Annotated in this window: 24 protein-coding genes; 11 read left to right on the top strand and 13 right to left on the bottom strand. The window is 33.3% G+C overall.

From position 1 onward, the window contains the following. Positions 1-515 precede the first annotated feature (515 nt). The 4 genes from NFRAN_RS05245 to NFRAN_RS13700 form a co-directional block, all read right to left on the bottom strand. Positions 516-944, bottom strand: a complete 429-nt coding sequence (locus tag NFRAN_RS05245; RefSeq protein ID WP_134483552.1) for a DUF1428 family protein — start codon at positions 942-944, stop codon at positions 516-518. Positions 945-1267: 323 nt separating this feature from the next. Further along, complete coding sequence (locus NFRAN_RS05250) at positions 1268-1774, bottom strand: hypothetical protein (RefSeq protein WP_134483554.1); 507 nt, start codon at positions 1772-1774, stop codon at positions 1268-1270. 374 nt (positions 1775-2148) lie between these two features. Then, positions 2149-2313: a hypothetical protein gene (locus NFRAN_RS13695; protein WP_172602145.1), complete on the bottom strand. Its 165-nt coding sequence runs from the start codon at positions 2311-2313 to the stop codon at positions 2149-2151. Between the two features lie 18 nt (positions 2314-2331). Beyond that, positions 2332-2490 (bottom strand): hypothetical protein, encoded by a 159-nt coding sequence (locus NFRAN_RS13700; protein WP_172602146.1) that lies wholly within the window; start codon positions 2488-2490, stop codon positions 2332-2334. 375 nt (positions 2491-2865) lie between these two features. On the opposite strand from NFRAN_RS13700, the gene NFRAN_RS05255 reads away from it, so the two are divergent. Continuing rightward, positions 2866-3726 (top strand): SDR family oxidoreductase, encoded by an 861-nt coding sequence (locus NFRAN_RS05255; RefSeq protein WP_134483556.1) that lies wholly within the window; start codon positions 2866-2868, stop codon positions 3724-3726. Positions 3727-4028: 302 nt separating this feature from the next. Here NFRAN_RS05255 and NFRAN_RS05260 read toward each other — a convergent pair whose 3' ends face one another. Then, positions 4029-5012: an alpha/beta hydrolase family protein gene (locus NFRAN_RS05260; RefSeq protein WP_172602147.1), complete on the bottom strand. Its 984-nt coding sequence runs from the start codon at positions 5010-5012 to the stop codon at positions 4029-4031. Positions 5013-6112: 1100 nt separating this feature from the next. Here NFRAN_RS05260 and NFRAN_RS05265 point away from each other — a divergent pair. Further along, on the top strand, positions 6113-6799 hold the full coding sequence (locus NFRAN_RS05265) for a phosphatidylserine/phosphatidylglycerophosphate/cardiolipin synthase family protein (protein ID WP_172602148.1): 687 nt from the start codon (positions 6113-6115) through the stop codon (positions 6797-6799). Positions 6800-7795: 996 nt separating this feature from the next. After that, on the top strand, positions 7796-8536 hold the full coding sequence (locus NFRAN_RS05270) for a class I SAM-dependent methyltransferase (protein WP_172602149.1): 741 nt from the start codon (positions 7796-7798) through the stop codon (positions 8534-8536). Between the two features lie 89 nt (positions 8537-8625). On the opposite strand, the gene NFRAN_RS13705 is transcribed toward NFRAN_RS05270, so the two are convergent. Together NFRAN_RS13705 and NFRAN_RS13710 are read right to left on the bottom strand one after the other, a co-directional pair. Next, positions 8626-8772 (bottom strand): hypothetical protein, encoded by a 147-nt coding sequence (locus tag NFRAN_RS13705; protein WP_172602150.1) that lies wholly within the window; start codon positions 8770-8772, stop codon positions 8626-8628. Between the two features lie 78 nt (positions 8773-8850). Then, positions 8851-8997, bottom strand: a complete 147-nt coding sequence (locus tag NFRAN_RS13710) for a hypothetical protein (protein ID WP_172602151.1) — start codon at positions 8995-8997, stop codon at positions 8851-8853. Between the two features lie 422 nt (positions 8998-9419). Here NFRAN_RS13710 and NFRAN_RS05275 point away from each other — a divergent pair, with 422 nt between their 5' ends. The 5 genes from NFRAN_RS05275 to NFRAN_RS05295 all read left to right on the top strand — a co-directional run bounded on the left by NFRAN_RS05275 (position 9420) and on the right by NFRAN_RS05295 (position 16791). Beyond that, complete coding sequence (locus NFRAN_RS05275) at positions 9420-10106, top strand: hypothetical protein (RefSeq protein WP_134483564.1); 687 nt, start codon at positions 9420-9422, stop codon at positions 10104-10106. Positions 10107-10835: 729 nt separating this feature from the next. Further along, positions 10836-13883, top strand: a complete 3048-nt coding sequence (locus tag NFRAN_RS05280; protein ID WP_134483566.1) for a sensor histidine kinase — start codon at positions 10836-10838, stop codon at positions 13881-13883. 18 nt (positions 13884-13901) lie between these two features. Beyond that, a complete protein-coding gene (locus NFRAN_RS05285) occupies positions 13902-14276 on the top strand; it encodes a response regulator (RefSeq protein ID WP_134483567.1) in 375 nt (124 codons plus the stop codon). Positions 14277-14811: 535 nt separating this feature from the next. After that, positions 14812-15447, top strand: a complete 636-nt coding sequence (locus tag NFRAN_RS05290) for a hypothetical protein (RefSeq protein ID WP_134483569.1) — start codon at positions 14812-14814, stop codon at positions 15445-15447. Positions 15448-15735: 288 nt separating this feature from the next. Further along, the gene (locus NFRAN_RS05295; RefSeq protein ID WP_172602152.1) at positions 15736-16791 is read left to right on the top strand and encodes an alpha/beta fold hydrolase; all 1056 of its coding nucleotides are present in this window, start codon (positions 15736-15738) and stop codon (positions 16789-16791) included. 329 nt (positions 16792-17120) lie between these two features. Here the strand turns inward: NFRAN_RS05295 and NFRAN_RS05300 are convergent, their stop codons facing one another. Further along, positions 17121-18179 carry a class I SAM-dependent methyltransferase gene (locus tag NFRAN_RS05300; RefSeq protein ID WP_134483573.1) on the bottom strand — a complete coding sequence of 353 codons (1059 nt, stop codon included), beginning with the start codon at positions 18177-18179 and terminating at the stop codon, positions 17121-17123. 206 nt (positions 18180-18385) lie between these two features. On the opposite strand from NFRAN_RS05300, the gene NFRAN_RS13715 reads away from it, so the two are divergent. After that, entirely contained in the window at positions 18386-18538 is a 153-nt protein-coding gene (locus NFRAN_RS13715) for a hypothetical protein (protein ID WP_172602153.1), read from the top strand. A gap of 295 nt (positions 18539-18833) precedes the next feature. Further along, positions 18834-19037, top strand: coding sequence for a hypothetical protein (locus NFRAN_RS05305; protein WP_134483575.1), 204 nt, complete (start codon positions 18834-18836; stop codon positions 19035-19037). A 369-nt stretch (positions 19038-19406) separates the two neighbouring features. Here the strand turns inward: NFRAN_RS05305 and NFRAN_RS05310 are convergent, their stop codons facing one another. From NFRAN_RS05310 to NFRAN_RS05325, 4 genes are all read right to left on the bottom strand, one after another. Beyond that, positions 19407-21140: a patatin-like phospholipase family protein gene (locus NFRAN_RS05310; RefSeq protein ID WP_134485686.1), complete on the bottom strand. Its 1734-nt coding sequence runs from the start codon at positions 21138-21140 to the stop codon at positions 19407-19409. Between the two features lie 839 nt (positions 21141-21979). Beyond that, positions 21980-22144 carry a hypothetical protein gene (locus NFRAN_RS05315; RefSeq protein WP_172601986.1) on the bottom strand — a complete coding sequence of 55 codons (165 nt, stop codon included), beginning with the start codon at positions 22142-22144 and terminating at the stop codon, positions 21980-21982. Between the two features lie 736 nt (positions 22145-22880). Further along, positions 22881-23435, bottom strand: a complete 555-nt coding sequence (locus NFRAN_RS05320) for a hypothetical protein (RefSeq protein ID WP_145988033.1) — start codon at positions 23433-23435, stop codon at positions 22881-22883. Positions 23436-24261: 826 nt separating this feature from the next. Next, the gene (locus tag NFRAN_RS05325; RefSeq protein WP_134483581.1) at positions 24262-24768 is read right to left on the bottom strand and encodes a CHRD domain-containing protein; all 507 of its coding nucleotides are present in this window, start codon (positions 24766-24768) and stop codon (positions 24262-24264) included. A 147-nt stretch (positions 24769-24915) separates the two neighbouring features. Between NFRAN_RS05325 and NFRAN_RS05330 the strand changes: the two genes are divergently transcribed. Then, positions 24916-25179 carry a hypothetical protein gene (locus tag NFRAN_RS05330; RefSeq protein WP_134483583.1) on the top strand — a complete coding sequence of 88 codons (264 nt, stop codon included), beginning with the start codon at positions 24916-24918 and terminating at the stop codon, positions 25177-25179. A 420-nt stretch (positions 25180-25599) separates the two neighbouring features. Here the strand turns inward: NFRAN_RS05330 and NFRAN_RS05335 are convergent, their stop codons facing one another. Then, the gene (locus tag NFRAN_RS05335; RefSeq protein WP_134483585.1) at positions 25600-26100 is read right to left on the bottom strand and encodes a cupin domain-containing protein; all 501 of its coding nucleotides are present in this window, start codon (positions 26098-26100) and stop codon (positions 25600-25602) included. Between the last annotated feature and the right edge of the window lie 485 nt (positions 26101-26585).

The raw sequence follows: 26585 nt of genomic DNA on the forward strand, positions 1-26585 counted from the left end.
TATAAATACTGCTGCAATGACATGATAACTACGTAGAGACAGAAAAATAATTGAAATGTAAAAATGCTATCAATTTTTGCGTGATGAAGAATGCTATCAAAACAAAAAAACATGAGTGTATATTAGATCCTGTTAGTAAGAGATGAGGCCTTGAAATGAGTTACGAGAATGAAATGTGTCAATATATGGAATGCAAAAACCAGGCAACAGGCTCAACGACAATAAGATTGTATGGATTTAAAATTACAATATATAATTGTGATAAACATAAACAAAATTCACTTAATCTGTATGACAAATGGTTGAAAGGGAGGATTTAAAAAGATAGATTTGTTTATATTAATCCTGATAGACAAACCTTATAGTTCATTCTACTACCATGTTTAGTATCAGTGTATATATGGTATATGGTGTTCTCAATTGTGGAGTTATAGATGTTGATTCTATGAAAAATGAATACCATCAAAAAATAAGTTATTTCTTATAATGTCACTGATTTGATCATTCTGTTTTGGTTACGAATCAAAAGATACCTGTACTAATTTATTAAATCCACCAAATGACACTACCGAACCTGGAGTTATTAATTGCGTAAATTCTTTATAAAGTGATTCAATACTTGTGTCGCCTTCCATGCTTTTTGAAAATTCTTTTACATGTTCTGCATCTCTGTAAGATTGAATCTCAAGCCATACTTCTTCCTCCTCAGAAGCAGAAATGGTTTTTGACAGATTCACAAATTCCATTATGTTCTCTCTATTTTCAAGAGAAAACACCTCAAAGCTAGAAGCTCCGTGCTTCATAAAGAAATCTCTAGATTTCCTGTTGACCTCCATCATTGCATCATGGTTTTTCGTAGGGGCGCGGTAAAGGAAAATTTCTATATGATTACGAGGAATTTTATCCTTAAACGAGCTGCTACCACTAGTGCCTGCGTTACTCATGAAGATTCATTGTCTTTAAGATATAAAAATCATAAAGGGATCAAGAGTATAGTTGCTCTATTACATTGAAGAGGATGGATTCGGTAGAATGCACTGCTAATTTGGAATGAATATTTGGAAAAATTGTAATAATCGCGTATTGATCTACTACCATTATTACTACGAGACAGTCGCATTTAGTTTGGACTCGCGGGGATTAAGTTACCAGTATTAATAGGGTTTCGTAAAACAATTAACTATATCCAGATAAATCCTAGATTATGCTGAAATTCAAATAAAAAATATTGATATCAATGTAGGAATAGATTTACAATTTACAGTTATCACTTTGACAATAAACTCAGTACTGGTGTAAAGTAAATTAATATAGATTCCTGATCAAACAATGACTCTAATTTGCTTTTTAGATTAGCGAAGTATTGTCTATTTTCTTCTGTATCTGGTACTATTATCCAGTACACTTTGTTTTTATCAACGTAGGCTTTATTATCTTGTGGATTAATCCAATAACCGTTTATTGTAGAGTTGTTTTCAGATACTGCACCAAATTCCTTAACTAATTCATTAAATAATGCGTTATACTTTTCCTGTTCTATACTAGTACCATTATTGTAATGCGTTGGAATAAGGATTTCAGCTTTAAATTGTGGTTCTAATGATGATTCACGGTCTTGCTCAGTTGGATTTGATATCAATTGGTCAATGGTTCCTGCTGTTGTTATGTTGTTACTCTGTGCTTGTACCGATATAACTGAAGACAATATACCAGAAAATGCTACCACCACCAAAAACATTGTCGTTAGTGTAAAGAACATTGAATTTTTGATCATGTTTTGGAGAATAAGTAATCCTATTTAAGTTAGAGACTTCATCGAATGCAAGTCCAACACCATTAACTGTAACCCATGTTTCCTGTAAGAATAAGAAAATTCAAGATCGAATAGAAACAAGAATTAATTATAGTCGGGATCTGAAAAAATGAAAAATTTTGTGCAGGATAATATCTTTATCAAATATATTATCACTTAGTCTGAGCGCGTGGGGGCATAGTTCAATGCTCAAGAGTACCTATCCTCATTAAGACACAGAATCAATATACTGAAGAAAGGAATTTGCTATAATTCATGGTGTCAACCGCCAGCCACAGCAAGGCTATACCCATCAAGTCCATCTTCATTTGTCCTTTTAGCATACAGAGTTCTCATCAACCTAAGATGATTGTAATTAAGGTGTCTTTATCTTTCTCTTTTAATGGAGCCCCTTGTTCATAAAAGGTGGATGTAGCTGATTCTCCTGCTTGTGAAAGAGTTTCAGTAGACTCTCCCTGATACTTGCTTAAAGCTTTATCTTCACAAACACCAAATCTCAAGATACTTCCATCAAAACTCTACTTTTCTTGAGGAATACCAAACACTTGGAGATCAATTAATCCTCTTTGGATCAATACATATCCATTTGATACACCCTGAACTCCTCCAAAATCAGCATTGTTCAACCCTCTTGCTTCCTTTTTTATGACGTCATTCCAGTCAATATTTGAACTCATGAAATTCTTAATATAACATCCTATAAATAAAATAATTAGAGTAACCTCATATTGGTAATAATTTACGTATTTCCAACTAAGGTAAAATCATTTAAGTAATTCCTTAGAAAAAAAATTAAATTTCATGACTAAATAGATTCTAAAATTAATTTGACAATTAACTAGGTAAAAATTCAAATTCCTATAATTTATAATATTATAACCACATTTAGCAACATCATTTTGATGGATGGGATTAAGTTCCTAGTGATAATGGGTCCATAATATATTTATATCAATATTATATCTTCAATAATTCATTCTTGAAAACAACCAACAATATACTATTTTCTATTGTGAATCACTAATTTATATAACATCTTCCTTATGTTTTTAATGCATATAAAAGAAAATAAAGTTGCAGTTGTAACGGGTAGTTCTAGTGGAATTGGATATGAAACTGCACTACTCTTGGCCAGAAATGGATTTTTCACATTTGCTACTATGCGCAATATTGAAAAATCCGAAAACATAATGGAAACAACAAAGAAAGAAGGATTACAGTTACAAGTCATTCAGCTTGATGTCAATGATGATGCCACAGTTAAGAACGCAATAGATAAAATAGTTGAAGAGGGCAAGAGAATTGATGTTCTGGTGAACAATGCAGGATACGGTATTTTTGGAGCTTTGGAGGATTTATCTATTGAAGAAATAAAGGCACAATTTGAAACTAACTTTTTTGGAATTATAAGAGTAACACAGACAGTTCTACCCATAATGAGAAATCAGAAAGGTGGCGGTACAATAGTGAATATAGGTTCAGTTGGAGGGCAAGCAGGTGTTCCTATGTTATCGGCCTATAATAGTACAAAGTTTGCATTGGAGGGTTTAAGTGAATCAATGTCCTACGAATTAGAGCCTTTTGGAATTAGGATGATTCTAATAGAACCGGGCTTTATCAAAACCAACATTATGAATTCGAGTGTCTTGGCTAAAAAAGCCTTAGATCAAAAATCACCCTATTATTCAATGACTCAAAAGATAAAAAACTATTTTGAATCGATGGTCAATAATCCAGAAGCATCACCACCAGAAGCAGTGGCAAAGGTCATACTAGAAGCAATTAATTCGGATCATATGCAACTAAGATTTACAGTCGGCAATGATGCTTCAGCTATAATCAACGCAAAAAGAAAAATGTCAGATTTAGACTTTACTAATCTGATTAAACAACAGCTCAAGTTAAAATCATGACGATAAATGTGGTCAATTAACAAAAATTGAAACTTAATTAATTCTATTTGTGAATTCTTTGATATGATTTCTCAATATGATTAATGAAGATTAATTTAGTAACTTTGCAACAATACTTGCGTGCTTCTAACAGAATAGCAAGGTAACTCTGTTAGATAATGTAATTATTCACAATTTTGGCACCGTTGCACTCATTCTTGGGGATAAAGGTTTCCGCGGCAGTAGGATTATAACACAAGGAGAATCAATTCCTATTTTGAGAGACAAAGAACAAAAGATGGGATGTACGAACGAATAGTCTATCAACCTTGAGTCGAATTTGAATCTGTATCGAAAGTGGTCTGGTGTCTAGTGCTATCAAAAGAGGAATACGAAAGCCCTGAGTGAGCCTCAAGCCATACATAAAGGTCTGCGAAAACATAGTGTTCGATAGGTCCCAATCCGGTAGACCATTTTGATGAAGGAGAGAATAAACGACCAAGATTTGGATAGGTTATCACCGTATGATCTGGATGATTTAATTCAGTAAGTCTTTGTTGTAATAAAAATGCTTGTTGAACTGGCGTCTGAGAATCATTTTCTCCGTTAAGTAGGAGAACATTTGTGGATTTGGATAGATTACCTATAATATTTAAATTTGGTTCCAAATTAGATATTGATTGCCACCACACAGGACATGGTCCAAGAAGATTGCATGTAAAAGATGAATCGAAAGATGTAAGATTATCATATTTTTTCATCAATAAGGATCGAAGTTCTTTTTCAATGTCTATATAGGATTTGGTACCAAAATTCTTTTGTAAAGTATTAGTTATATCTTGGGTATTATTAGTACTTAGAATAGACGTAGGCACTAGGAACTTTGTTAGTAGAGGATATGTACTCAGATCTTTTATCGATATTAATCCAGTGTTATTTTTGTCTAATACTTGTTTTGCATAGTCTAATGGCGAAGTTACTACTTGATAGTAGTACAAATCTTTAACTGGATTCTGAGCTAAAGTTCCCATAAGAATGACATTATTTACTACTGTCGAATTATCTATCGCAACTCTTGGAGCATATAGTGTACCTTCGCTATGACCAATTACACTTATACGTGTTGGATCTATTTCTGGCTGGTTTGTAAGAACATTCAAGGCTTTCTTGCTATCATTGATTAGATTATTGGCAGAGGTATTTATCCATACATCGGGATCCAAGATTGTATTATTTGTACCAACACCTCTCTTATCATACCTAAGAACTCCAAAACCCCTTTCTGATAGATATTGAGCTATTTGCAAAAGTGGTGTGGGAGCTGACGTTGTTTGATTAGAAGTATCAGGGCGTATGAATCCTACTGTCCCATTCTTATCAGTTACATCAGAACCTGGAATAAGAAGAACTCTGGGAAATGGACCTTCTCCAATTCCAGGCAGAGTTAATTGAGCATTAGTTTTAATTCCGTCGTCTAGATCTATTACTAAATCTCTATACTTTATGGCATCAATATATTGTTGAGCAAGTCACTTATCTTGTTGTTTAAGAATACTAGAAGATAAAAAGGACAGTGCTAAAACGGATATTAAAAACAAACCAACAGAATGATTGAAATATTGAGCATTATTCAAATTTAATATTCATAACGTCGCAGATGTATTTGTATTTATAAGAGGTTTTACGTTAGTAAATTAAATATGTTATTGGATATTTGATTTTTGATTCTTCAAATAGGTCATAAAAAAAATTAGGATGTAATATGAGAGTCTAATAACAAGAAGTCTAATATTTGGAGTTTAAATTCCTTAAAGTATAGATTTCATGATCCCTAATGAACAGTGAATTTCCTATTTTGAACGTGTATTTTAGCGCTCAATATGTAATACGTTATTCTATATATAGTAACAGCTTAGGTTATTGAGGATATAGTTCAAAGTTGAACCCAATCTACACGTCATCAGACTAAAATAGTAGGAAAAAAGACGGCCATATTCTCCACAAAAACTCTAACGGTTTTCTTTCGTTCAGCCTTGCAAACATGTATTAATTTTAGAACTGATTATGTTTGTAAAAAACAATTAATCCATACTTTCACCCTAATCACTAACAATCATCTTTTTATATAATTTTGTATTTTAAACAGATTGGGTAGTATTGAAAAGACTACAATTGAACAACCCACCAGGAAAACAGAAGTAATCCACGGTATAGGAAACTTCTTGAAAGCCGGACTAAAATTTATGCAAGTGCCAAAACCCTCGATGCCGTAGCCGATAAATTTGGTCCTTCCATCCTGATTGAAAATGATTTCTATAAATCGAATCTCATTGAACTAAAAAAGAGAAGAGGCATCATACGATATATATCAGACATTACAGAAGAAAATTTGCATTATTGTAAGGAAATGCTATTAATCGCTGATGAAATGCGTCATTTTGAAGGATTTTCAGGTGCCTTAGCTGTCAGTAATATCGAATATATGGGAACGCCCAATTTAAGAGAAAAGCAACTTTCCGAATTTCTAATTTATAGTAATGAAAAGGAAATTGTAGAACAACAACAAATTCTTTTTAATACACTATGGGAAAAAGCTATTCCAGCAAAACAAAGGATAAAGGAAATTGAATTGGGTATTAAGAGGGAATTTGCAGAAACAATCAGAGACCCAACTGAAATTCGAAAACTTTTTTCGAAATTATTAGAATCAGCGGAAAAAGATATTTTATCAATATCTACGCCAAATACGATCAAAAGGATTGAAAAACTTGGTATAATAAATCAAATAATCAAAGCAGCAAACCTCGGTATAAAGGTAAGGTTGCTCATAGATTCTCACACTTTTAATGAAAAAATAAATGATAAGTACGGTGGGGAACTTGCTCAAATCAAGTACCATAAACTCATTAAATCCCTGCAATCTTTTGTTATAAGTATGATAGTAGACGAATCATTATTACTAGTAATCGATATTAAAGATGAATCACAAGAAAATTTTGAAGATTCCATAGGTTTGGCAACTTTTACAAATATACGTTCGACATTAGATATCTACTTGTCTTTATTCGAAAAAGGTTGGCATCAATCAGAGTAGGTAGAACATCATTAGGTTCAATCACATGTATCCAAAAGCTTGCCACCTTCATATAAGACATCATTTACTCGTACGTATGAAATCGGTTCAAGTATGAAAAACAATTTTTCAGACATTAGTGATCAGATAGAGTTGGACTCTAGACCTTGTTACCAGTACAGTAAGAAAACTAACTTTCTTAATTAAATTCTTTCAGGTAGAAAAAGTCGAGTTAGCATACACGTCAAGCATAATAACATATTCCATGAATACAGTTACATGAATATATTGGTGAACATAACTTTTCCCAGCATATTTAGGGAAGGACAAAGTAATATCTTTGGATCATACTCCTGTCCCCTGTGTATATTATATCCTGTCAGAGATGATAAATTAAAATGAGTCACGAGAATGAAATGTGTCACTATATGGAATGCAAAAACCAGGCAACAGGCTCAACGACAATAAGATTGCATGGATTTAAAATTACAATATGTAATTACGATAAACATAAGCAACACCCACTTAATCTGTATGACAATTGATTGAAAGTAAGATATAAAATGACAGATATAGTTCCTGAGTAGTTTAATGTTTTCAGAATTAAAATGTATAGGATGTTCAGAATAAGCATACAAATGCTAAGGTGCTCGGCCGTGGGGTTCAAGTTCCGCGTAGTATAAGGGTGTGGTGAATAATGTGAAATTTTCCAAGGGTTTATAGAAAGATCTCTATGACCATTTTATAGAAATGAATCTGTGTCTAAAGGTTCTGCATTAGTCGCTTTAATATAATTTTATAGATTGATTAACAGCAGTAGTTCGTCTCATAATCCATTAATTTTTCATTAAATGATCCATTTTTATATACTATGTATTCGGAGCGAAATGATGAATGTCAACTTTTGATCCCAATCAGTTTAAGGAAGGTTAACGTCAAGGCTGGAATAATGTAGCAGACGGATGGCTAAAGTGGTGGAATATAACCGAGATAGCAGGCAAAAGCCTCAGTAAACGGTTGATAGAACTTGCAGGGATAAAACAAGGTTCCAAAGTTCTTGATATAGCCACTGGTATAGGAGAACCATCTATAACAGCAGCACAACTAGTAGGGGAAAATGGACATGTGTTAGCTATAGATATATCTCCTCAAATGCTAGCAGTTGCGAAGGAGAGGTCTATATCTTTAGGTCTACAAGATGTGATGGATTTCAGAGAAGGAGATGCAGAGACTATTAACCTGCCTTTTTCCACAATTGATGCATCACTTTGTAGGTTTGGTCTTATGTTTTTACCCAACGTCAAAGCTGGATTATCAAACATTCACAAGTCATTGGCAAAGGATGGACGATTCGTCGCAGCAGTTTGGGCTTCTCCTGATAAGGTCCCTTTTATTTCATTCCCGCTTGAGATATTAATGAAGGAAACTAACAACCCGCCACCACCAATGAATGCGCCTGGTCCATTTAGTCTATCTGATGAAAAACTACTAGAAGAATATTTTAGCAAATCAGAATTTAAAGATGTTACTATTGAAAGACACACAATGATCTTTAACTTTAAGACAGCAGAGGAATTTACAAATTTTGTATGTGAAACAGCATCTCCAGTTCAAGTAATATTATCTGGTCAATCAGAAGGGAGAAGAAAAGAGATTTTGAATGTAATAACTGAAGCCGCAGTAAATAACTATATGAACAAGAATTCAGATTCGATTAGTCTTAAGAATGAAGCTGTATGCATTGTAGGAACTAAATAATAACAATTCACATATCAGAATAATTTATTAAAGAAATTAGTAAGAATTATAAAAAATATTCACCGGGAAAAGGCCTTTTAAAATTTAAGCTACTCTTTGCATACTCCAGGTTTTCCAGGGACTTCACCTACTGTTCCACCCTTGCATCCAACTACAACAAGTTCACCTACTTCAATATCTACTAAACTATCCTTAGGCGTGTTACCGTTTGAAAGTTGACTTTCTAGAACTAACATGCGGTTGTTGCTTGGGTTATCGAATACTATGATTTCATCTGGAAAACAATCTGTATAGATTTTGGGATTACATCCAGTTTAATCAGGATCATTTGGCTTAGCTGCGAATATGTCGCTTGTAGGCAATATTGAACTCGTTAGCAATGCAAATGCGATTACGATAGCAATTACTACATGTTCTTGTGTTTTCTTTTCAGAAAGTTGAGAGGTTATTTTGCTACTCATATCATAAATAAGGAACAAAAACTATTTTGAATTTGCCAACTAAATACAAGAGCCTTATATATTCGAATACAATTCTAATCAGTAATTATAGTAACATATCTTTTGATTTGGGTATTGACAGGTGTTATTCTGTTAATGTTTTTGTCTATAATTTTGAATAATTTGTTTGTAGAAAATAGGCTTCTAAGATCGCTTCTACTTCCAACAAAATGAACTTGATTCCCTCCGTAATAATGAAGGTAGTAGAATCTTCTCTTTTATAATCCTAATATAGTAACAACGTATCTACTAGTATAACACACTATTAATTCTAATAATATTAGAATATAAGATTATGAGCATATGTTAGTAATTAATAAATATTTTTTGTTGATCTTTTATAATTAGATATGATTGATATTAAATATATAATTTTAAGCAAAGTGAATTCTTGGAATAAAGAATTCTCAAATAGCAATAACAAAAAGTCTAAAGATAATAATAAATTTTCAAAAAGAACAATTCATTTGTCATTATTTATTACAACAATGAGTTTGATCATGTTATTGGTATTTCCGATATCCACTGCATTATCAATTACAGATAAAGAAAGATATGATTCAGGATACCAGTATGGCTGTAATGACGCTAAGATACCTGGTATTTTAGATGACTATATAAAACAACTAGCTAAGGAACCTAGCAGTCATACTAAAGCATTTATGCAAGGCTATGATGACGGATTAAATGATTGTTCTAAAAAGATCACTTCTAGTGATATCAATCCCAAGTATTTGACTGATGAAGATAGTTTCATAGTGCAAATAACTCTAGTCGATGATTTAAATATCGATATAGATAGTATTTTTTATGATCTTGTTAACATATACATACATGAATATCCAGACTACGGACGATTTAACATGGACTTGGGTGGAGCATTGTACAGCGATAGTTCTGACGGTGAATACACCTTCCAAATTAGAATACCTGCTGGTTTAATAGAAACAGATGAGATATTTCATGTATGCATAGAAGATTCTGAAGATCAAAAAAATGGTCAAGTATTTTGCTATGAAATGACAAATAGTCCACAAAAGAAACCAGAAAGGATAATAATAAGAGTATGATGTCTGATTTTTCTAAAAATATAATAATATTTTATTTTCGAGACATATCATGCTTGCTACATAAGAAAATCACAGTTTTGCGGGTCATCATTATTAAATTGAATTTCTCTATTCTTATTTTCTGTTGTATTCCTGCTAGTTCTTCACATCTTTAAGAAAACCAACTCCATCATTTTGAATCAACATCTTTTGCTAATAACGCTTAAGCAACTATTTACTAAGATAAATATGAACATACATCTCACATTACAACCAAAGACATGAAAATTAACTTATCACATACACAAATTTTAATAAAACAACAAAAGAAAAGATAATTTACATCACAAATTTAATGTATTTTTGAATCAATCAAAAGATAATCCTGACAAAAATAACGGTTAAAAATAATATCAATCAAGAATATTATTTTCAATTGATGAAAAGAGAAAAACAACCAATTTTGAGGTTAAACCTAGTAGCCACCCCATCAGAAAAATCAGCAATGTGAACAAACCTAAAGAGAATGTTGCCTGCTAGAATTCTTATTTCAAATCGTATAGACCCATTGTCAATCACCAAAACTAATCTACAAGATCCCCCGATAAAATAGAAAATGTTTGATTAGAGCATAGAATTTGGACAAATTGATATTTTTATTAGCATTTTTTTCATGATTTTGGGTCCTAACCCAATAATCAAAAATTAAAATGGTAAAGGTCTAATATAACCTTCTTCTTAGCACGGCTATTGGACCCGGAGACGATCAATCCCATAAACAAACTTCTTGAAAACACCAAGCTTCCGATAGCTATGGGAATATCGATAATAATAACAGTAATCGTCGATCTGTTAATGACCCGCCAATTATTGGATTATAATCACATAACCGGAAATATTATGATGATCATTACCATAGTCATTTGCTATGGCATCGGATCTTTCATTCTCCTTAGCTACGCTCACAGGGTAAGTAGAGAACTGAGGAGTAGATCTCGCCTAGGCAATCTAATGCACTGGACTGTAATTATTACGCAGTTTGGAATTTTGATAACTCTGATATTTATGTTATTTATTGGTAATTCTAGCTATATCCTATCCAAATCGATATTTGCAGCCAGTTCGTTACTGGCTACAGTAATTATGATCATAATCTCTTTTAAATTTTTTTCATGGTATAGATCTAGCATGTCTAAGAGTCCCATCGTCCTATTCTATGCCCTAGCTGCATTGACCCTAGCATGTTCTATTTTTGAAGATGCAAGTACAAAATTACTAATGGTTCAGATCATCTACGAAGAGCCCAGGGCAGAGGGCCAAGTTATTGGATCATCATTTCAATACAAAGGATCAGAGAAATATGACGGGCAAATTGTATTTGTCGATTCGAAACCAGATGAAACGGCTCTCTTTGTGATCCCGCAGTCGAACCTGGAATTGTATAACTACCTTAATTCAATAATTCTCCCAGTGGGGTTTATATTTAGATGGATAGCTTCTTCAATGCTACTTCGGAATATTTACAAGAAAATTAGCACTTTACCAATATCTTTTTGGATCATACTATCACTACCACTTGTACTCTATTTGATTGGAAAGATGCCGGGTTTCTTTTCAGGTGAAAGTCTTTCTGGAGTTGACGAAGCATATCGATACTATTTTCGCATATTATTCAGAGTAGGTACTATTGCTGGAAACATTCTATTTGGTCTGGCATTTTTCATCGTTGCAAAGAAATTGAAATCATCAAGAGTTAGAGATTATCTTATCTTAGCTGGTCTTGGCGATACAATAGTTGGGATCGCTCTTTCTACCTCAGCAATAGAACCAAGTTTTGGTGTTGCTGCACATTCATTGGTCCTTCTTTCTACATATCTATTTACACTTGGTCTTTATTCCTCGGCTATTACAATTTCACAGGAAATTAAATTAAGACAGTCAATAAGAGACTCTGCTATCGAAGAGTCAAAACTACTAGTTGGTATAGGGTCGGCACAAATGGTACAAGAAATAGAAAAAAAAGTCCTTTCAGTAGTCGAAAAGAAAAAAGCAGAACTGGCCAGGAGTACGGGATTGCAACCGTCCTTCACAGAACTAGAAACAAAAGAGTATCTAAATACAGTACTTAAAGAGATAAAAATAATTCAAAATATTGAAGATATAATTTCAAAAAGCAAAAATATCCTATCGCACTCTAGAGAATTCATTTTGTGTACTAGACCTTCTGGATTGAGATTAGCTTATAATAATTATTTTGAAATCTATCAGCAGATTTGCGGAAATGCAAAAATTCGCCAACACAGGGGAATCAGGATTATCACATCTATTGCAGACAATAACGATATAGAGATAGTAAGCAAGTTCTTAGAACTAGGAATTAGTATCAGACATGTAAAAAATCTTCCTCCTATCAACTTTGCGGTTTCAGATAAGGAAATGATTGCAACAATACAAAAAACAGAGGGTGGGCAAATCCATCAAAATCTTCTTACAACCAATGAACCAGCATATATCGAGCATTTTCATTCAATCTTTATTGAATTATGGGAAAATGGCATTGACATCAAAAATAGGATTCACGATATCGAATCTGGAGTAGATAATGGAGGGATAGAAATCATTCAGAACCCTAAAACATTCGAGAAATTATTCTACAGCCTCATTACATCAGCGAAGGGAGATATTGTCGGAATCTTTTCAACACCAAATGCTTTTAGACGTCATAAATTTGCCGGGACGTTTGATATCGTAAAAGAAAGACTAGAAACTACCCCCTTAAATGTAAGAATTCTGGTCCCAGAGGATGAATTGATTTATCAGACTATAAACGAATTTGAAGATGAAGGAATTTCAGACAGAATCAAAATTAGACTCATGGAGCCCAGTATGCAAACCAAAGTATCAGTAGTAGTGATTGACAGGAAATATTCACTTGCAGTAGAACTAAAAGACGATTCTAAGAATACTATAACTGAGGCCATCGGATTAGTAACGTATTCTGACAGCAAATCAACCGTACTATCCTATTATTCGATTTTTGAAAGCTTATGGAGACAAACAGAGTTGTACAAACAATTGCAATTAAACGAGAGAATGCATAAGGAATTTATCAATACAGCCGCTCATGAATTGAGGACACCGATTCAACCGATCCTCGGGGTGATAGATATACTAAAAAATAGCACGTCAAGTTCTGAGGAAAAGGGGCTCGTTGAAGTCGTCAGCCGTAACGCTAGAAGGTTGAAAAAACTGGCAGAAGACATACTCGATGTAACCAAAATGGAAGGATACCATTTAAACCTAAATAAAGAAACATTTAGAATTAGTGATGTAATATTAGAGAATATTCACAATTATGAATCAAATTTTGAAAAAGGTAATTATGAAATTAAATACGATGAAGTGAACGACGTACAAATTTTTGCACACAAGGACGGAATTAGTCGAGTTATTTCCAATTTGATAAACAACTCAATAAAGTTTTTACCACGTGAGAGAGGATTCATCCTGATTACTACTAAACTAACGAAGAACCAAATTAATGAAAAGTCATATGAGATGATAGAAGTGAGCATAACAGACAACGGGAGTGGAATAGATAGCGAGATGTTTTCCAAGCTATTTACAAAGTTTGCAACTAAATCATTTCATGGTATTGGCCTTGGATTATATATTTCAAAAAGCATAATTGAGGCACATGGTGGTAGGATTTGGGCCAAAAATAACAGTGTGAGACAAGGCGCTACTTTTTCATTTGTTATACCCCTGGACAATTTTGATCAGAGTGACGACAAATAAACACAGTATGGCGGGATCATGACTATAAGAAAAATACTAATAATTGATGACGAATCCGACATCGCTTTTGTATTTAAGATAATTCTTGAGGAAAAAGGTTTTGTTGCAAACGTCTATAACGATCCATTTATTGCGCTTTCAGGATATAAACCATGTTATTATGCTTTAGTAATGATTGATCTAAGGTTGCCTGGAATGACTGGTTTTGAGTTATATAATCAACTCAGGAAGATTGACAACATAACCAAGATATGCTTTTTGACTTCTAGTGAGCAGTTTCACAAGCAATATCGTAGCAATGAATTTCAAGATTTTGACCCAAACCTTTTCATTCAAAAACCAGTCGAGATTACAGTGTTGATAGATAAGATAACCAAAATTATTGAAATGTGATCTACAGATACGATTATCCACTCGAATTCCTTGATCAGGTCGCAATTCTAACTTTAATAAAGGCAGGTACAGAATTGGATTTCAATATAAAGTGTTTCCCAAACCTTGTTAGCATTCTACTTAACATAGCAAACACCTGTCGTAATTATCACTTCACTGTATTATAATTCCAATAATACTTGCTAATCTACGTATGACGTTTTATAATTGTCTGGGGGTGTGGAGATTAAATTCCTCCTGGTAGTGAAGTTCTACTACATTCTCACAATAACAAGATAGTGCACATGAAGTAAAATTAAGAAGCTATACCCTAATAGTTCCCAAAAGATATCAGCTCATCAATGTACACAATTTCGTACAATTAATTGAAATGAAAAATAGAAAACTTGTCTCTAATTTTTTTCTTCTTTATTTCATAAAAATTTGTAAGAAACTATTGCGATTGATTAAAAGAATCTTGATATGTACATTCTTGCTCTTAACCATAGATAAAGCCTTTTAAATTTGGATAATAATACCAACACTACACAAAACAATGCAAACAATAATCCTTGTATCCGGAGGGATATTTTGGATTCTTACTTATATCTTCATCATTTCTAAAGGCTATAAAGATAAAACGTATGGTATGCCACTCTTTGCATTATGTGCAAATATTTCATGGGAGTTCATTTTTTCTTTTATTCTACCTCATTCCTCGCCTCAGTTATATATCAATTATCTGTGGTTTGGCTTAGACGTAGTAATCGTTTTTCAGTTTTTCAAATATCACAAGAAAGAGTTTCCAAACATTCAATCATTGAAGCTATATGCTATTTTCGTAGTTGCTTTAGCTTCTGCTTTCAGCATAATACTGACTGGCGGAATGGCTCTTGGTGATACTGACGGAGTATATGCAGCTTTTGGTCAAAATCTATTGATGTCAATACTATTTGTTTTGATGTTTTTTAAGCGAGAAAAGGAATTAAGAGGGCAGTCTATTTTTATTGCGGTATTTAAAATGCTAGGAACAGGCTTAACAAGTATTCATTTTTATTTCTTTGAACCTGTTTCCCAAAGCTCTGTAGTCCTGCCAGTTTTGTTTATATCGATATTCGCATTTGATCTACTTTATACTCTTTTAATATTGAACCAGTATAAGAAAAACCATAAATCATTATTTTCTATCTAAATACATGTTTGGAGATCAAGCCATTTGCGCAAACTCCTGACGACATGGTTCAGGGTCGAATCTAATTAGGTTCAGTTTGACTAATCACAGTATAATGTAAAATTCAAATTTGATTGCACAATCATAATCCCATTAGTTAACAATAACTTAACCTTATTGATATAAGGTATCGGGATCAGAACACGGTTTGTATCTCGATGCAAATTTCCTATTAAAAAATAGAGCATTGTCTTAATCTCATCATCAAGGACATATTTTGTTTATATGTTACCTCAAGAGAATGTGTGTATGTATAGCAATAGTAAGATAAGAAAAAATCATCTTTTAATCATAGTAGTTCTATCGAGTTTGCTTTTATCAAGTACTTTATTAATTAACGATGGTCGTCATGGTGTTACCAACTTTGCGTATGGTCAAACAAGTACTACTCAGCAGATAAATTCTTCCCATACTAATTCAAACTTGGTTAATTTACAAGATATTCCATTAAAAAAGGTCCGTGTTGGAGACATTGACATCGCATACAAGATGTTTGGCAAAGGTGATCCTATAGTACTTTTCAATGGAGCCTCTGATGGTCTTGGTGCGTGGGATCCAGCACTTTTGACAGTCATTTCTACAAATCATTCTGTGATTGCATTTGATCAACGCGGAATTGGAAATTCGACGGTTGGCTCCCAACCCTATACCCATCAACAACTTGCAAATGACACTGCAGGTTTGTTGAACGCGCTAAATATTTCAAAAACAGATGTTGCAGGATTATCTCTTGGATCATATTTGGCTCAACAATTTACAATTATGCATCCAGACAAGGTCAACAGTTTAACCCTTGTTGGCTCTTCTTGCGGCGGAAAAGATCATACACCCAAACCAGCCGAATTTATAAGATTACAATCAGAAATTGTAAATAAATCTCTAAATAACATTCCACTTTCGACTGATGAATTAAGAGAGCTTATTGCTGCTTCATTAGGTCCAGGCTGGGTCAAACTACATCCAGAATCAGTAGACCTTCCAGCAAACATTACTTCACTACAGCAATTGAAACCAGGTTTGCCTCCTGAAATAGCTGATAGTCAAAACAAGGTAGGAAAGTATTGGGAAGACAATCCACAATGGAGTAGTACTTGTGATGAACTTGCCAAGTTGGGCAAGGCCACTTTGGTTATAACCGGAACCGATGATATAAAATATCAACCTTATGTCAATTCTTTAAAAATTGCAGAAAAGATACCAGGCGCTTGGCTTGTACAGATGAAGAATGCGGGTCATGCAGTAATGGACCAATATCCCGAAGAGGTAGGCAGTATCTTAAACACTTTTCTTTCGACCATAAAATGATGATGATGACCGATCTTACAATAACAAATGGATATTGAATAGGATGCCTGGATTATGATTTTGTTCGCTCTAGTTATGCCGGGTATCATTATCATATAAAGTATCATTTAGTTGAGGCACACGTGGACACTGTTCAGAGTTGAAGTGAACTTTTGTTCACAAATCGCTCTACAGTATAAGAATTATTCGAGTTATAGAAGTCATTTTACCAAAGCTAGATAAATAATATGTATCAAAAAAAGTCTTGTAAAAGAGCCTAATATAGACAGCTAATCATTATGTAATGATTTAAAACATCTGAATTTGATTAAATATTAAAGAAGTTTAAATTAAAGTGTAAGACGATAGAATGTCCATAGAAAATGATTGATCGGTAAAACTTCAATTTTTGAAAAACCAGATTCAATTGCATATTTCTTAAATGTCGAACTAGTCATTGCAGCTCCCGTCGATACAGAATTTGTATGATTCATCGATTGTGGAAGACAAAGCAACACACTAAAATTATAATATAGTTTCCCTGCAAAATCGTTTTTTTCTTCTAGTGTATCTTTCATGCTAACATCGCCTATCAAGACTGCTCCATCGGAAGAAACAATCTTTCTCATTTTTCGCAATGCTTCAACTGGATATGGCATATCATGTATTGATTCAAAAGTCATCACTAAATCATATTTTTCTTTAAATTCTGATTTCTCCATTAGTGAATGATGTAGTGATATTCTATTTTCCAAGCCCTCGTTACGAACATTTTTTTTAGCGTTTTCTATAGATTGGGAATCTGCATCCACAGCATCTACTTTAGTCAGAGGAAATGATTTAGCTAATGAAATACTGGCCCAGCCATCTCCACAACCTACATCAAGAACACGCCCACCTTTTGATCTTAATTTTTCAGCTATATCCGGCATAGTTGAAATCCACTTTGCTACATCGTTTACAAACATGGGCCTATTTCCTTCACCTTGTGCATACAACATATCGGGTCCATACATAGAGTAAGGAACACCATTACCTGTCTTGAAAGCTTCCAATAATTTGTCCAAAGCCAATGATAAACTTGGAATCCAATAAACAAAAAGAATCGTATATGCAACATTGTCACGGTCACATAATACTACGGCATATTCATCAGATAAAGAGAATTTATTAGTTGATGGATCGTGTTCTATATAGCCATTAACTGTCATACACTCTAACCATTCTCGTAGATATCGTTCGGAATAGTGAGTCTTTTTAGATAGTTCCTCAGAATCTATGGGACCAGTTTCCCTAATTATATTGAAAAGGTCAAGCTTGTGACCAATATATAGAGTTAGACAATTCATTGCAGAATTTGTATCATTAATAATGCGTTCAGAAAGCTTGTCAATCTTTTCTTGATTCACGCTATATACATCTCCTTCGTATTTAAAAGGTTAAAGCTAAGGAATATTTATTTCTCATATTAAAAGAACTATACAATTTCATATTTTTAATTTCTAAATACTAATAAGTACAGAGATTAAGTTCTCTAGTTCCAACAACACATAAGAGAATGTTTCAAAATCATCTGCGTATATGATGAATATTTATCTTTCTGGTTAATTCATGTATGCCAGGTTCAATTATAGAGAAAGCATCGAATGAAGGTGCAGAGATCGATTGTGAACACAGAGGTTACGGTCCATCACTTTTACTGATACATGGTACTATGGAAGATATGGGTTTTTACTCTTTTGCCGCAGAAATTCTTGCAGAGATTTAAAGTTATAACTTATGACAGGCATTGCAACTCCTAAAGCTCAGAGGACCATAGTACAGATATGCCTGTGGTTCAGCAGGCTCGCGATGCTGCTGCCAGCATAAAGAAAATAAGGAACGCAAAAACTGTCGTAGTTGGTAAAACCAGGGTAGTGTAATCATTGATCTTCTGAACTTGAAGCAATGAGACCTGAGACGATTAATTTGATAATAGTTCACGAACCACCAGTGATCGAGTTCTTAGATGAAATTGAGAAACAGCGATGGCGTTTTTTTGTTAATGAGGTATCCGAAAAAAATTGAATGAAGGCCCGGATGCATCTCAGAATGAATTTATAGAGTCTCTTGTAAATGTATCTCTTGATTCATATCCTGCGGATCCCAGTGAAAGACTCTCAGGTAATGTAGAATTCTTTTTCAAACACGAATTAAGAGAAGAGGGTTATTTGGATATTTACCCAAAACTAATAATAACTCAATCAGGAATAGTAAAGTCAATATAATAATGGATGTAGGAGCCGACAGTAAAGACCCCTATTACGTTCAGGTGACAAGAGCATTGGCTTCTGAACTTTAATGTGATGAAATAAAGTCCCAGGTCATAACGACGTTTGTTTTTGGATGTCAAAAGAATTTGCTTACACAATCAATAGTACTCCAATAGATATGAGGATATCCATTCATTTGGATAGATGGTTTTGTGTATACAACTAAATGACATTATGTCTATATTAAGCAACATCTATTTTGAACGCGTGGGAACACGGCCCAGGGTTGAATTCAATCACATTTTTGATCAATAAATGATGTGTTGGTTAACAAATTAAAGAATGAATACACTAATTTAGAAACTCAGATATGATTGTTTATACCTATACGTTTATCTCCCATTCTTCATAATACTCTTTAAACCATTTATCAGCATCCTTAAGACCGTCGTCATATAGTTTGGCAAGAGTCGTAGGTGTAAAGTCACTAGCCTTACCAAATATAGTATCTTTATCGTCTTCTCTATCTATTCGGTACACTTTCACTCTAAATTTATCCTCAACTAGTTGAGTCCAAGTTCTCTTCTGTTTAACATCACGTTTTGTAGATTCGCCAGTTGTCTTTAAAAGATTTTCAATTTCCTCTTTACTCACTTTTCCTTTCTCCGTGGCTAATTTTATCAATTCTCTAGTCAAATCTATATAATCTGTAATCAAGTGGGCAACTTTCTCATCATATTTTGAACGATCATGGAACCGAATGTCGTTTATCCTATCCTCAATTTTGTCTTTACCTCTTGGTAGCCCCGAATCAATAGTCTCGACTGCAGGATAGAGATTAACTATGAATATCTCGAGATCCGGTATTTTAGGGCTTGTCGGAATTTTTCCATTTTTGTGGTTTTCGTATATCTCTTTTTCATGTTCACCAAATTTATCATATTCAATATCATTGGCCGTAAAATAATCACTCCAAAAATCCTTATGCTTTTGAATTACTTCTCTTAATGGAGTATTGCTTAAGAATGCACCATCCCAAAAAGTGCGAATCCCTTTTGAACACAAATCATAAAGTTTAGTATGATTGCTTGAATAAGGAAAGAGACAACTAGTCATTAAAATATCGTTGTCGATTCCATTATGAACAACAACATGTTTTTGATCATCCCGCTCCTCATCGCCATATATTGTCATCCAAACACTGTTACTTTCCTGCTCATCCGTAATGCTATTTCCAGAAACACTTTTTTCTAAAATCTCATTATCTACGTCTTTCTTTCGGGCTATTTCGCACAGGTGTTCTCTAATATGGTTTGCCAACAATCGATTTTGTTTCAAGTCTTTACCGCAAACATCGCAACTGCGTTTATAGCTTCGATAACTATCGAAGAGTACTGGGGAAGAACAATCCATTACATCAACTGAGAGCAGAAGAAGCCTTGGTTGATTTTTCTCGACATCAGTCTTTATTGGATAGTTAATTGAACTTGACATTAATTGTTTTAGCGGTTTATAATTATACAAATAGAAGGCATTGAGTGGACTGAGAAATCTATCATCATATTGATAAACAGAGTAGCAGAGATTTGGAGAACTTCCCATTGGATATGGATTACAGGTCAATTGATAAAATGACCAATACCGTCTTGCTGATTCTGTTGATGCGATTAGTGGATTAAACATCCTATAATTGTTCCACATAATCTGAAACATTGGACCATCAGCGATGGTGTTTGCCTCGAAATTATTCCAAAAAGACTTTAGTTTATTCGCACAATCTATCCAATTGCCATTATTCTTTAGAACGTAGTCAACCAGAAAGACTGCGTTAATCGCACCAATTGAGACACCCGCGACAATATCAAAATATTGTTCTTCATAATATTTTTTATTGTTACCATCCGTATACACATCGTTTTCAGTAACAGAACCTCTTTGTGGTTCGTGTAATTCAGATCGAACTTCCTGCGTGGACAGCCTTTTGAACAAATGATCACACAATGATTGCAATACTCCAATTTCATAATAACCCAAGGCACCCCCTCCCTGTAAAATCAACGCCCTTTGTTTTGTAGGGATCGAAAATATTTTTCCTTGTTTGTTCTTAGTCGATACCATAATTCTTTGGTTCTTTTGTTTCATTGGATGTGAATTGCAATTGAATTTTTAGATTAATAAGTTTTATCTTTATTGATAAAATTTCTTATTTCTCCGCTCTCTTCTTGTCATAATATAGTGATCTAACAAATTTTTTAATCCTAGTTAATTGGAATTATTAGAAATATCCGTAAGAACATTTTCAAGGCAGTGTAGACTCACTTAGGTTTGCCATGAGCCTGTAGTGAAGCATTCAAATCCCACTAAACAATAACAATCATATTATGATACTACCATTATATAGTATCATTTAATGTAGGCACGTGAGAACATGGTTCAATGTTGAACATAATCTGGGTAAAGCGATGACCAAAGATCAAGAAAAATTATACACACATAGTTATACCTTTTTGTATCAACGATTCCGGTATGTCATCGATCAATGACACTGAAGAAAATTAATTATATATATAAAGAATCGAATTAAGCAGAAACATCTGAAAATACTTGGAAGAAAAAGACAATAAAATAATCAAATCAATCAAAAGGGAAACCTTAGAAAAGGAAGAAAAGAAGAAAGGATGCCCTACAATAAGGAACAAACAACTTCTCTTTTGAGTAATAGGGATTGAATGGATACGATTACATATTTTTCAAACTCATATGCAAACCTTATTTTGTCAAAAAAACATATCAAGTGTATTTGCTTTTGACTAAAGAATGTCATCATCAAGATCAAATTGAACCTTCGGGTAATGAAAGTGGGTTTGGGAGCAACAGTATTTCTACAAAAAATTTGAAAAGAAGATTGAAGGACACTCTTAATAGTTCGCCAATTCCATTCTCCTATGGAAGTTAACTCAATCTACACCAAGGTTGCCGCCGCAAGCGCAGAAACCGAATTCATCTATACGAGAATTACAAAAAGGACATGGTCCAATACTATCATAATCAACATCGGCAGCATTTTTACCAAAGAGAACAAGGTGATCGTCTAACTCATCTACTACTTCACGGGCGCTCATTATTATAATATGTATGTTCAAACTTTAATCTTTTATTGATAATTGTCAGCAAGATAGATCTTTTCTTCATTCTATTGTAAAAATTATAAGTATATTTTAGAAAATCCCAAAAAATTAATAGTCATTTCCAAAAGGAACTTTATCGAAGTTAATTTGCTACATAAACAGCAACTACGCAGTCAAATCGAATGCTAGAAGTTTTATTCATATTCATATGTATACCTGACTACAACAGGGTCATTTTTTCGGTGCCATATATAAAAGACGATATTTCTTTTAGCCTTCATTCAATTCTTTCCATCACAAATTTTGGCTTTATTTCTTAGCAGTGATCCCTTATCCAATGAGAACATTTAATCCAACCTTATGCGAAAGTCATTCGACTTTCACCGACATATTTATGATGTCTTTTGAAGATATACATCATATTATTATCATGTAAAGTATCATTTAGTTTAGTCGCGTGGGGATTAAGTTTTCCGTCGTAAATGGGTTCATTAAAATAGTTACAAAATAAGACAATCATATCCAAAAGGATAAACATTTCGAAAATATTCTATATACATCGCATACATATGAAATTTGAGAATTTAGGCTATTTCAAGACTTCAAATTGATAAATATGTGAATAGTTGGATCAAGTCCTTTTTTTGTGAAAATGTAAAAACAGGTTAAAAAATACCGCTCTGTTTAGAAAATGTAAGATTGTTGCATCTCGTTTTAAATATCTCCCAGGTTAGCGGTTAAAAGCGTTCGAAAAAAAGTTTGATATCCCATCAAAAATCGTAACTCTTAATCCATTGTCGGTATTGTTTTGACTGTTTAATGTGTCATTGATTTCATTTGTTACAGGTGTAGAAGTTTCATTTGTTACAGGTGTAGAAGTTTCATTTGTTACAGGTGTAGAAGTTTCATTTGTTACAGGTGTAGAAGTTTCATTTGCTATTGTTTCATCACAAAATGTATTTATTATATCAATACCCTTTGCACTAAATATAAAACACAATTCTGCTATGGATTGATTATGTCCGATTGAATTTTGGTAACTGCATATATTGGATACTTGTTGCATATTTGATCCAATAGGTGATTCTATGTAATCCATTACCTGGCAAATCAAAATATCATTAGATGTATTATAATTCTGTTGCTTCTCTTGACCAAGAACAATAGGACTAGGATATAAGGCAAATAACATGAGAGGTAACATAATAAGAGTCAACAATACTATGTTTTTGCAATATATGACTTTCAAATGTAAGGTTTTGATGGATTGAGTTGATTTTTGCATTTCTATTCAAATTATTTGCACTCCCAATATAAGTATTGTTCTGCTTTTTCAAGAGTGTCAGTAATTCAATTACCATGTTTTCATTTGTAATATCCAAGGGATAATTACTACTTGAAAAATATTTAATTTTCCATAAGAATTGATTCATTGTAGTTATTTTCTTAAAATTTAGCTTTATTGAAGAAAGCAAGCCATTTGGTTTAAAATTATAATAGACATATTTAGCATCGCTGTAGATAATTTTTCCAACTTCCAATTCAAGATAGTGGATCTGAATTTGGGCTAGAGTTTTATTCGGAATATAATAGTGGTTGGATTATCACAACAATCTGTTCGAATATATATGAAATTTTTCACTATATTTTCCAACAAACTTTATTTAATTCAAATAGGGTGATCTTATTTAATTTCGCTGATTGAATTTTTTTCAATTCTAACCACCTTAATACTAATACCACATTGTGGCTATACCATTCAAAATTAAAACAATCCATTAATTAATTTGATGCGAGTTTTGAGAGATGAATTCATGTTTCGGCCAACCTTGTTGTTGCTACAAGTATAATTTAAGCCATTTAGTTTGGGCGTGTGAGGATCGAGTTCCTAGTGGTTGTGTGGTTCTAATACAAAAATTCAAAGACAACTAATTTTAAAGTACATGTGATTAAAAGTCATGTAAATTAGTTAATAGACTTTGGTTATATCCTCGATATTTACAATTTACAAAGCTTTTGTAAAAGGATATGTTTCAAGAAAAATAAATAGGTGATTATAGATATAGATCTAAAAAAAAGATATTATTTAAATCCCTAATGAATCAGGACAACTATGGTATGTCCACCAACTGTCCTCTTACTTCACCTTCAGGATTTTGCTCGGTATGAACGTTGACATAAGTACTACCATTCTTCATTGCTGCTATAAGGTCAGGTATTGTTTTTCCTTGAAGAGGACCTTCAAGATTATTAGCAGTAATGTTTCCTTTTTCAAAAACAGTATTTTGAGGAAAATCGAACTTGAACAAAGTTACAATAATTGCGCCATTTTTTCCTTGAGCTCCACTATGTATATGACCTTGTGTTGCACCTTGTATCCCCGTTACATTGACAAAATACTGAATGGTTTGATTAGAAGGCGATATTGGAACTAAAATAGCATGTCCAGTTGCTTGCGTGTCAACAGGAGGAACTTCTTCTAGGCCTGTTAGATTCGCTGCGAATTCATGATTTGCATATGCGGTAGATATACTTGAGATGGTAGTCACGAGCACCCCCGCAATTGCTGCTGTAATAGACAATAACATGAAGGTCATCATATAATTACTAGTTTTCATCACCTAATTGACAGAATACTACTATATATTATATTTGTCAAAAGGTTTATTCTAAATATACATACCTAATAAATTTACTAACATTGAGAAATAACACTTGACTGATAATCATAAATGTTTTTATAGATGTCGGATCCAAGAAGGCTAATGCAACTTATAAAATTACTTGTAATAGCAATTGCAGTAACATCTATGGCACTAGCTCCCTCCCTTTTAATCAATAAATCAGCAGATGCTGCGTCACATTCTTGTGAAGATACAAAGGGAAAGTCCAAGGATTGGATAGAAGGATGTAAACAAGGTTGGTATGATCATGATCATTGTTATGGAGCTGATCCAGATGATGGAAAATCACAGCAATTTTATAGTGGATATTTCGCTGGATGGAAGAAGGGACACTGTAACAAGTAAATAGCGTCACACCATCATTTTTTTATCTTGATTGTATAATTTGATTCATAATTAGATTATTGTAACTTTTTCACGTTATGAAACATCAGTTTCAAAGTAACTTGTATCTTCTAACACATCTTACCGACAAGCACACTTATCAGCTACGGATTTCATCTTCGAGGGTAAAGTGACGGCGATAGCAGGGTTCTACAATGCCTAATAGCTCATTGAATTCTTTGATTCTACGAATCATATTCGTTCATAATATACGAAGGGTTAAGAACATTTTTTAGTAACAGTTTGGACGCGTAGGGATAAGTCCTTGTGGTAGTAAGGTTCTAATGTATTAAATATTTAGTTTTTCGAAACGTAACAAAATAATATATGAATTTACTGGGTCAACCATCAAAGGAAAAGCGAAAAAAACTTATAGATATTTTAATCCAAATAATTTGGAGGATATAATTTCTGACCATACCTTTCTGCAATACTCTGAACCCGTTTTTGTTCTTCGAAAGTCATTTGTGAAGGAGGTAAGAATGTGTTTGCAGGAACTGGTTTTCCTATTTCTCTAAACATTTTTTCCATACCAGCTGGTGTAATAAGGCATAACATGTGGGTTACCTTTTTTGTTTTGTTAATAAATTTATGCACTGGTCCATTAAAAGGAATATTTACATGTGAACCCTTTGAAGCAGTATACGTTCCATCCTTCGTAATCACTTCAATCTCTCCATCTATTACATAAAATGCCTCTTGGAATTTGGGATGAGAATGAGGTGGTGGACCACCATTTGGCGGAATCAACATATCTACAAGAGAATAAGCACCGCCTGTTTGCTCACCTCCGATTATAATTCTATAAGTATCTCCTCCTATTGATACGCTGTCTCCTTCCAGATCGGTTATGGCAATAATGGAATTATTTGAGCTTTCCATATTTTAACCTGATAGCACATGAATTTAAAATTATTTGTATTTTCTAGAATCAAGGGTGTTTTGAGCAGCATTTCCTTATTCCAAGTAATTCATAATCGCCATTTATAATATCATCTAGTCATGTAGTCAAAGCTTGATACAAAATATCTGAGAAATTACAAACAGTTTTCAGTCATTTTGAAATGATTCAAAGTGAATGAAATCAAGAATTAATTTGACAATTATATCTGGAAATGGATTCAATTATTGTCAATAATATTATTGTTATCATATTCAGTATCATCTAGTTTGGACGCATGGGAATCAAGTTCCCAGTAGTAATAGAGTCCATAAAGTCCTAAAAAAATCTAATTACTCAGAGCCCTAGTTTAGCTGTTTATAGTCAAAGTATCATCTGTTGTTGATGCTTTTTCCAACTATATAAATGAAAAGTTGATTCCATAATGACAGGTCATAGGAAAAATATTCATATAATCTCAAATTTA

The sequence above is a fragment of the Candidatus Nitrosocosmicus franklandus genome (genome assembly GCF_900696045.1).
GTDB lineage: Archaea > Thermoproteota > Nitrososphaeria > Nitrososphaerales > Nitrososphaeraceae > Nitrosocosmicus > Nitrosocosmicus franklandus_A.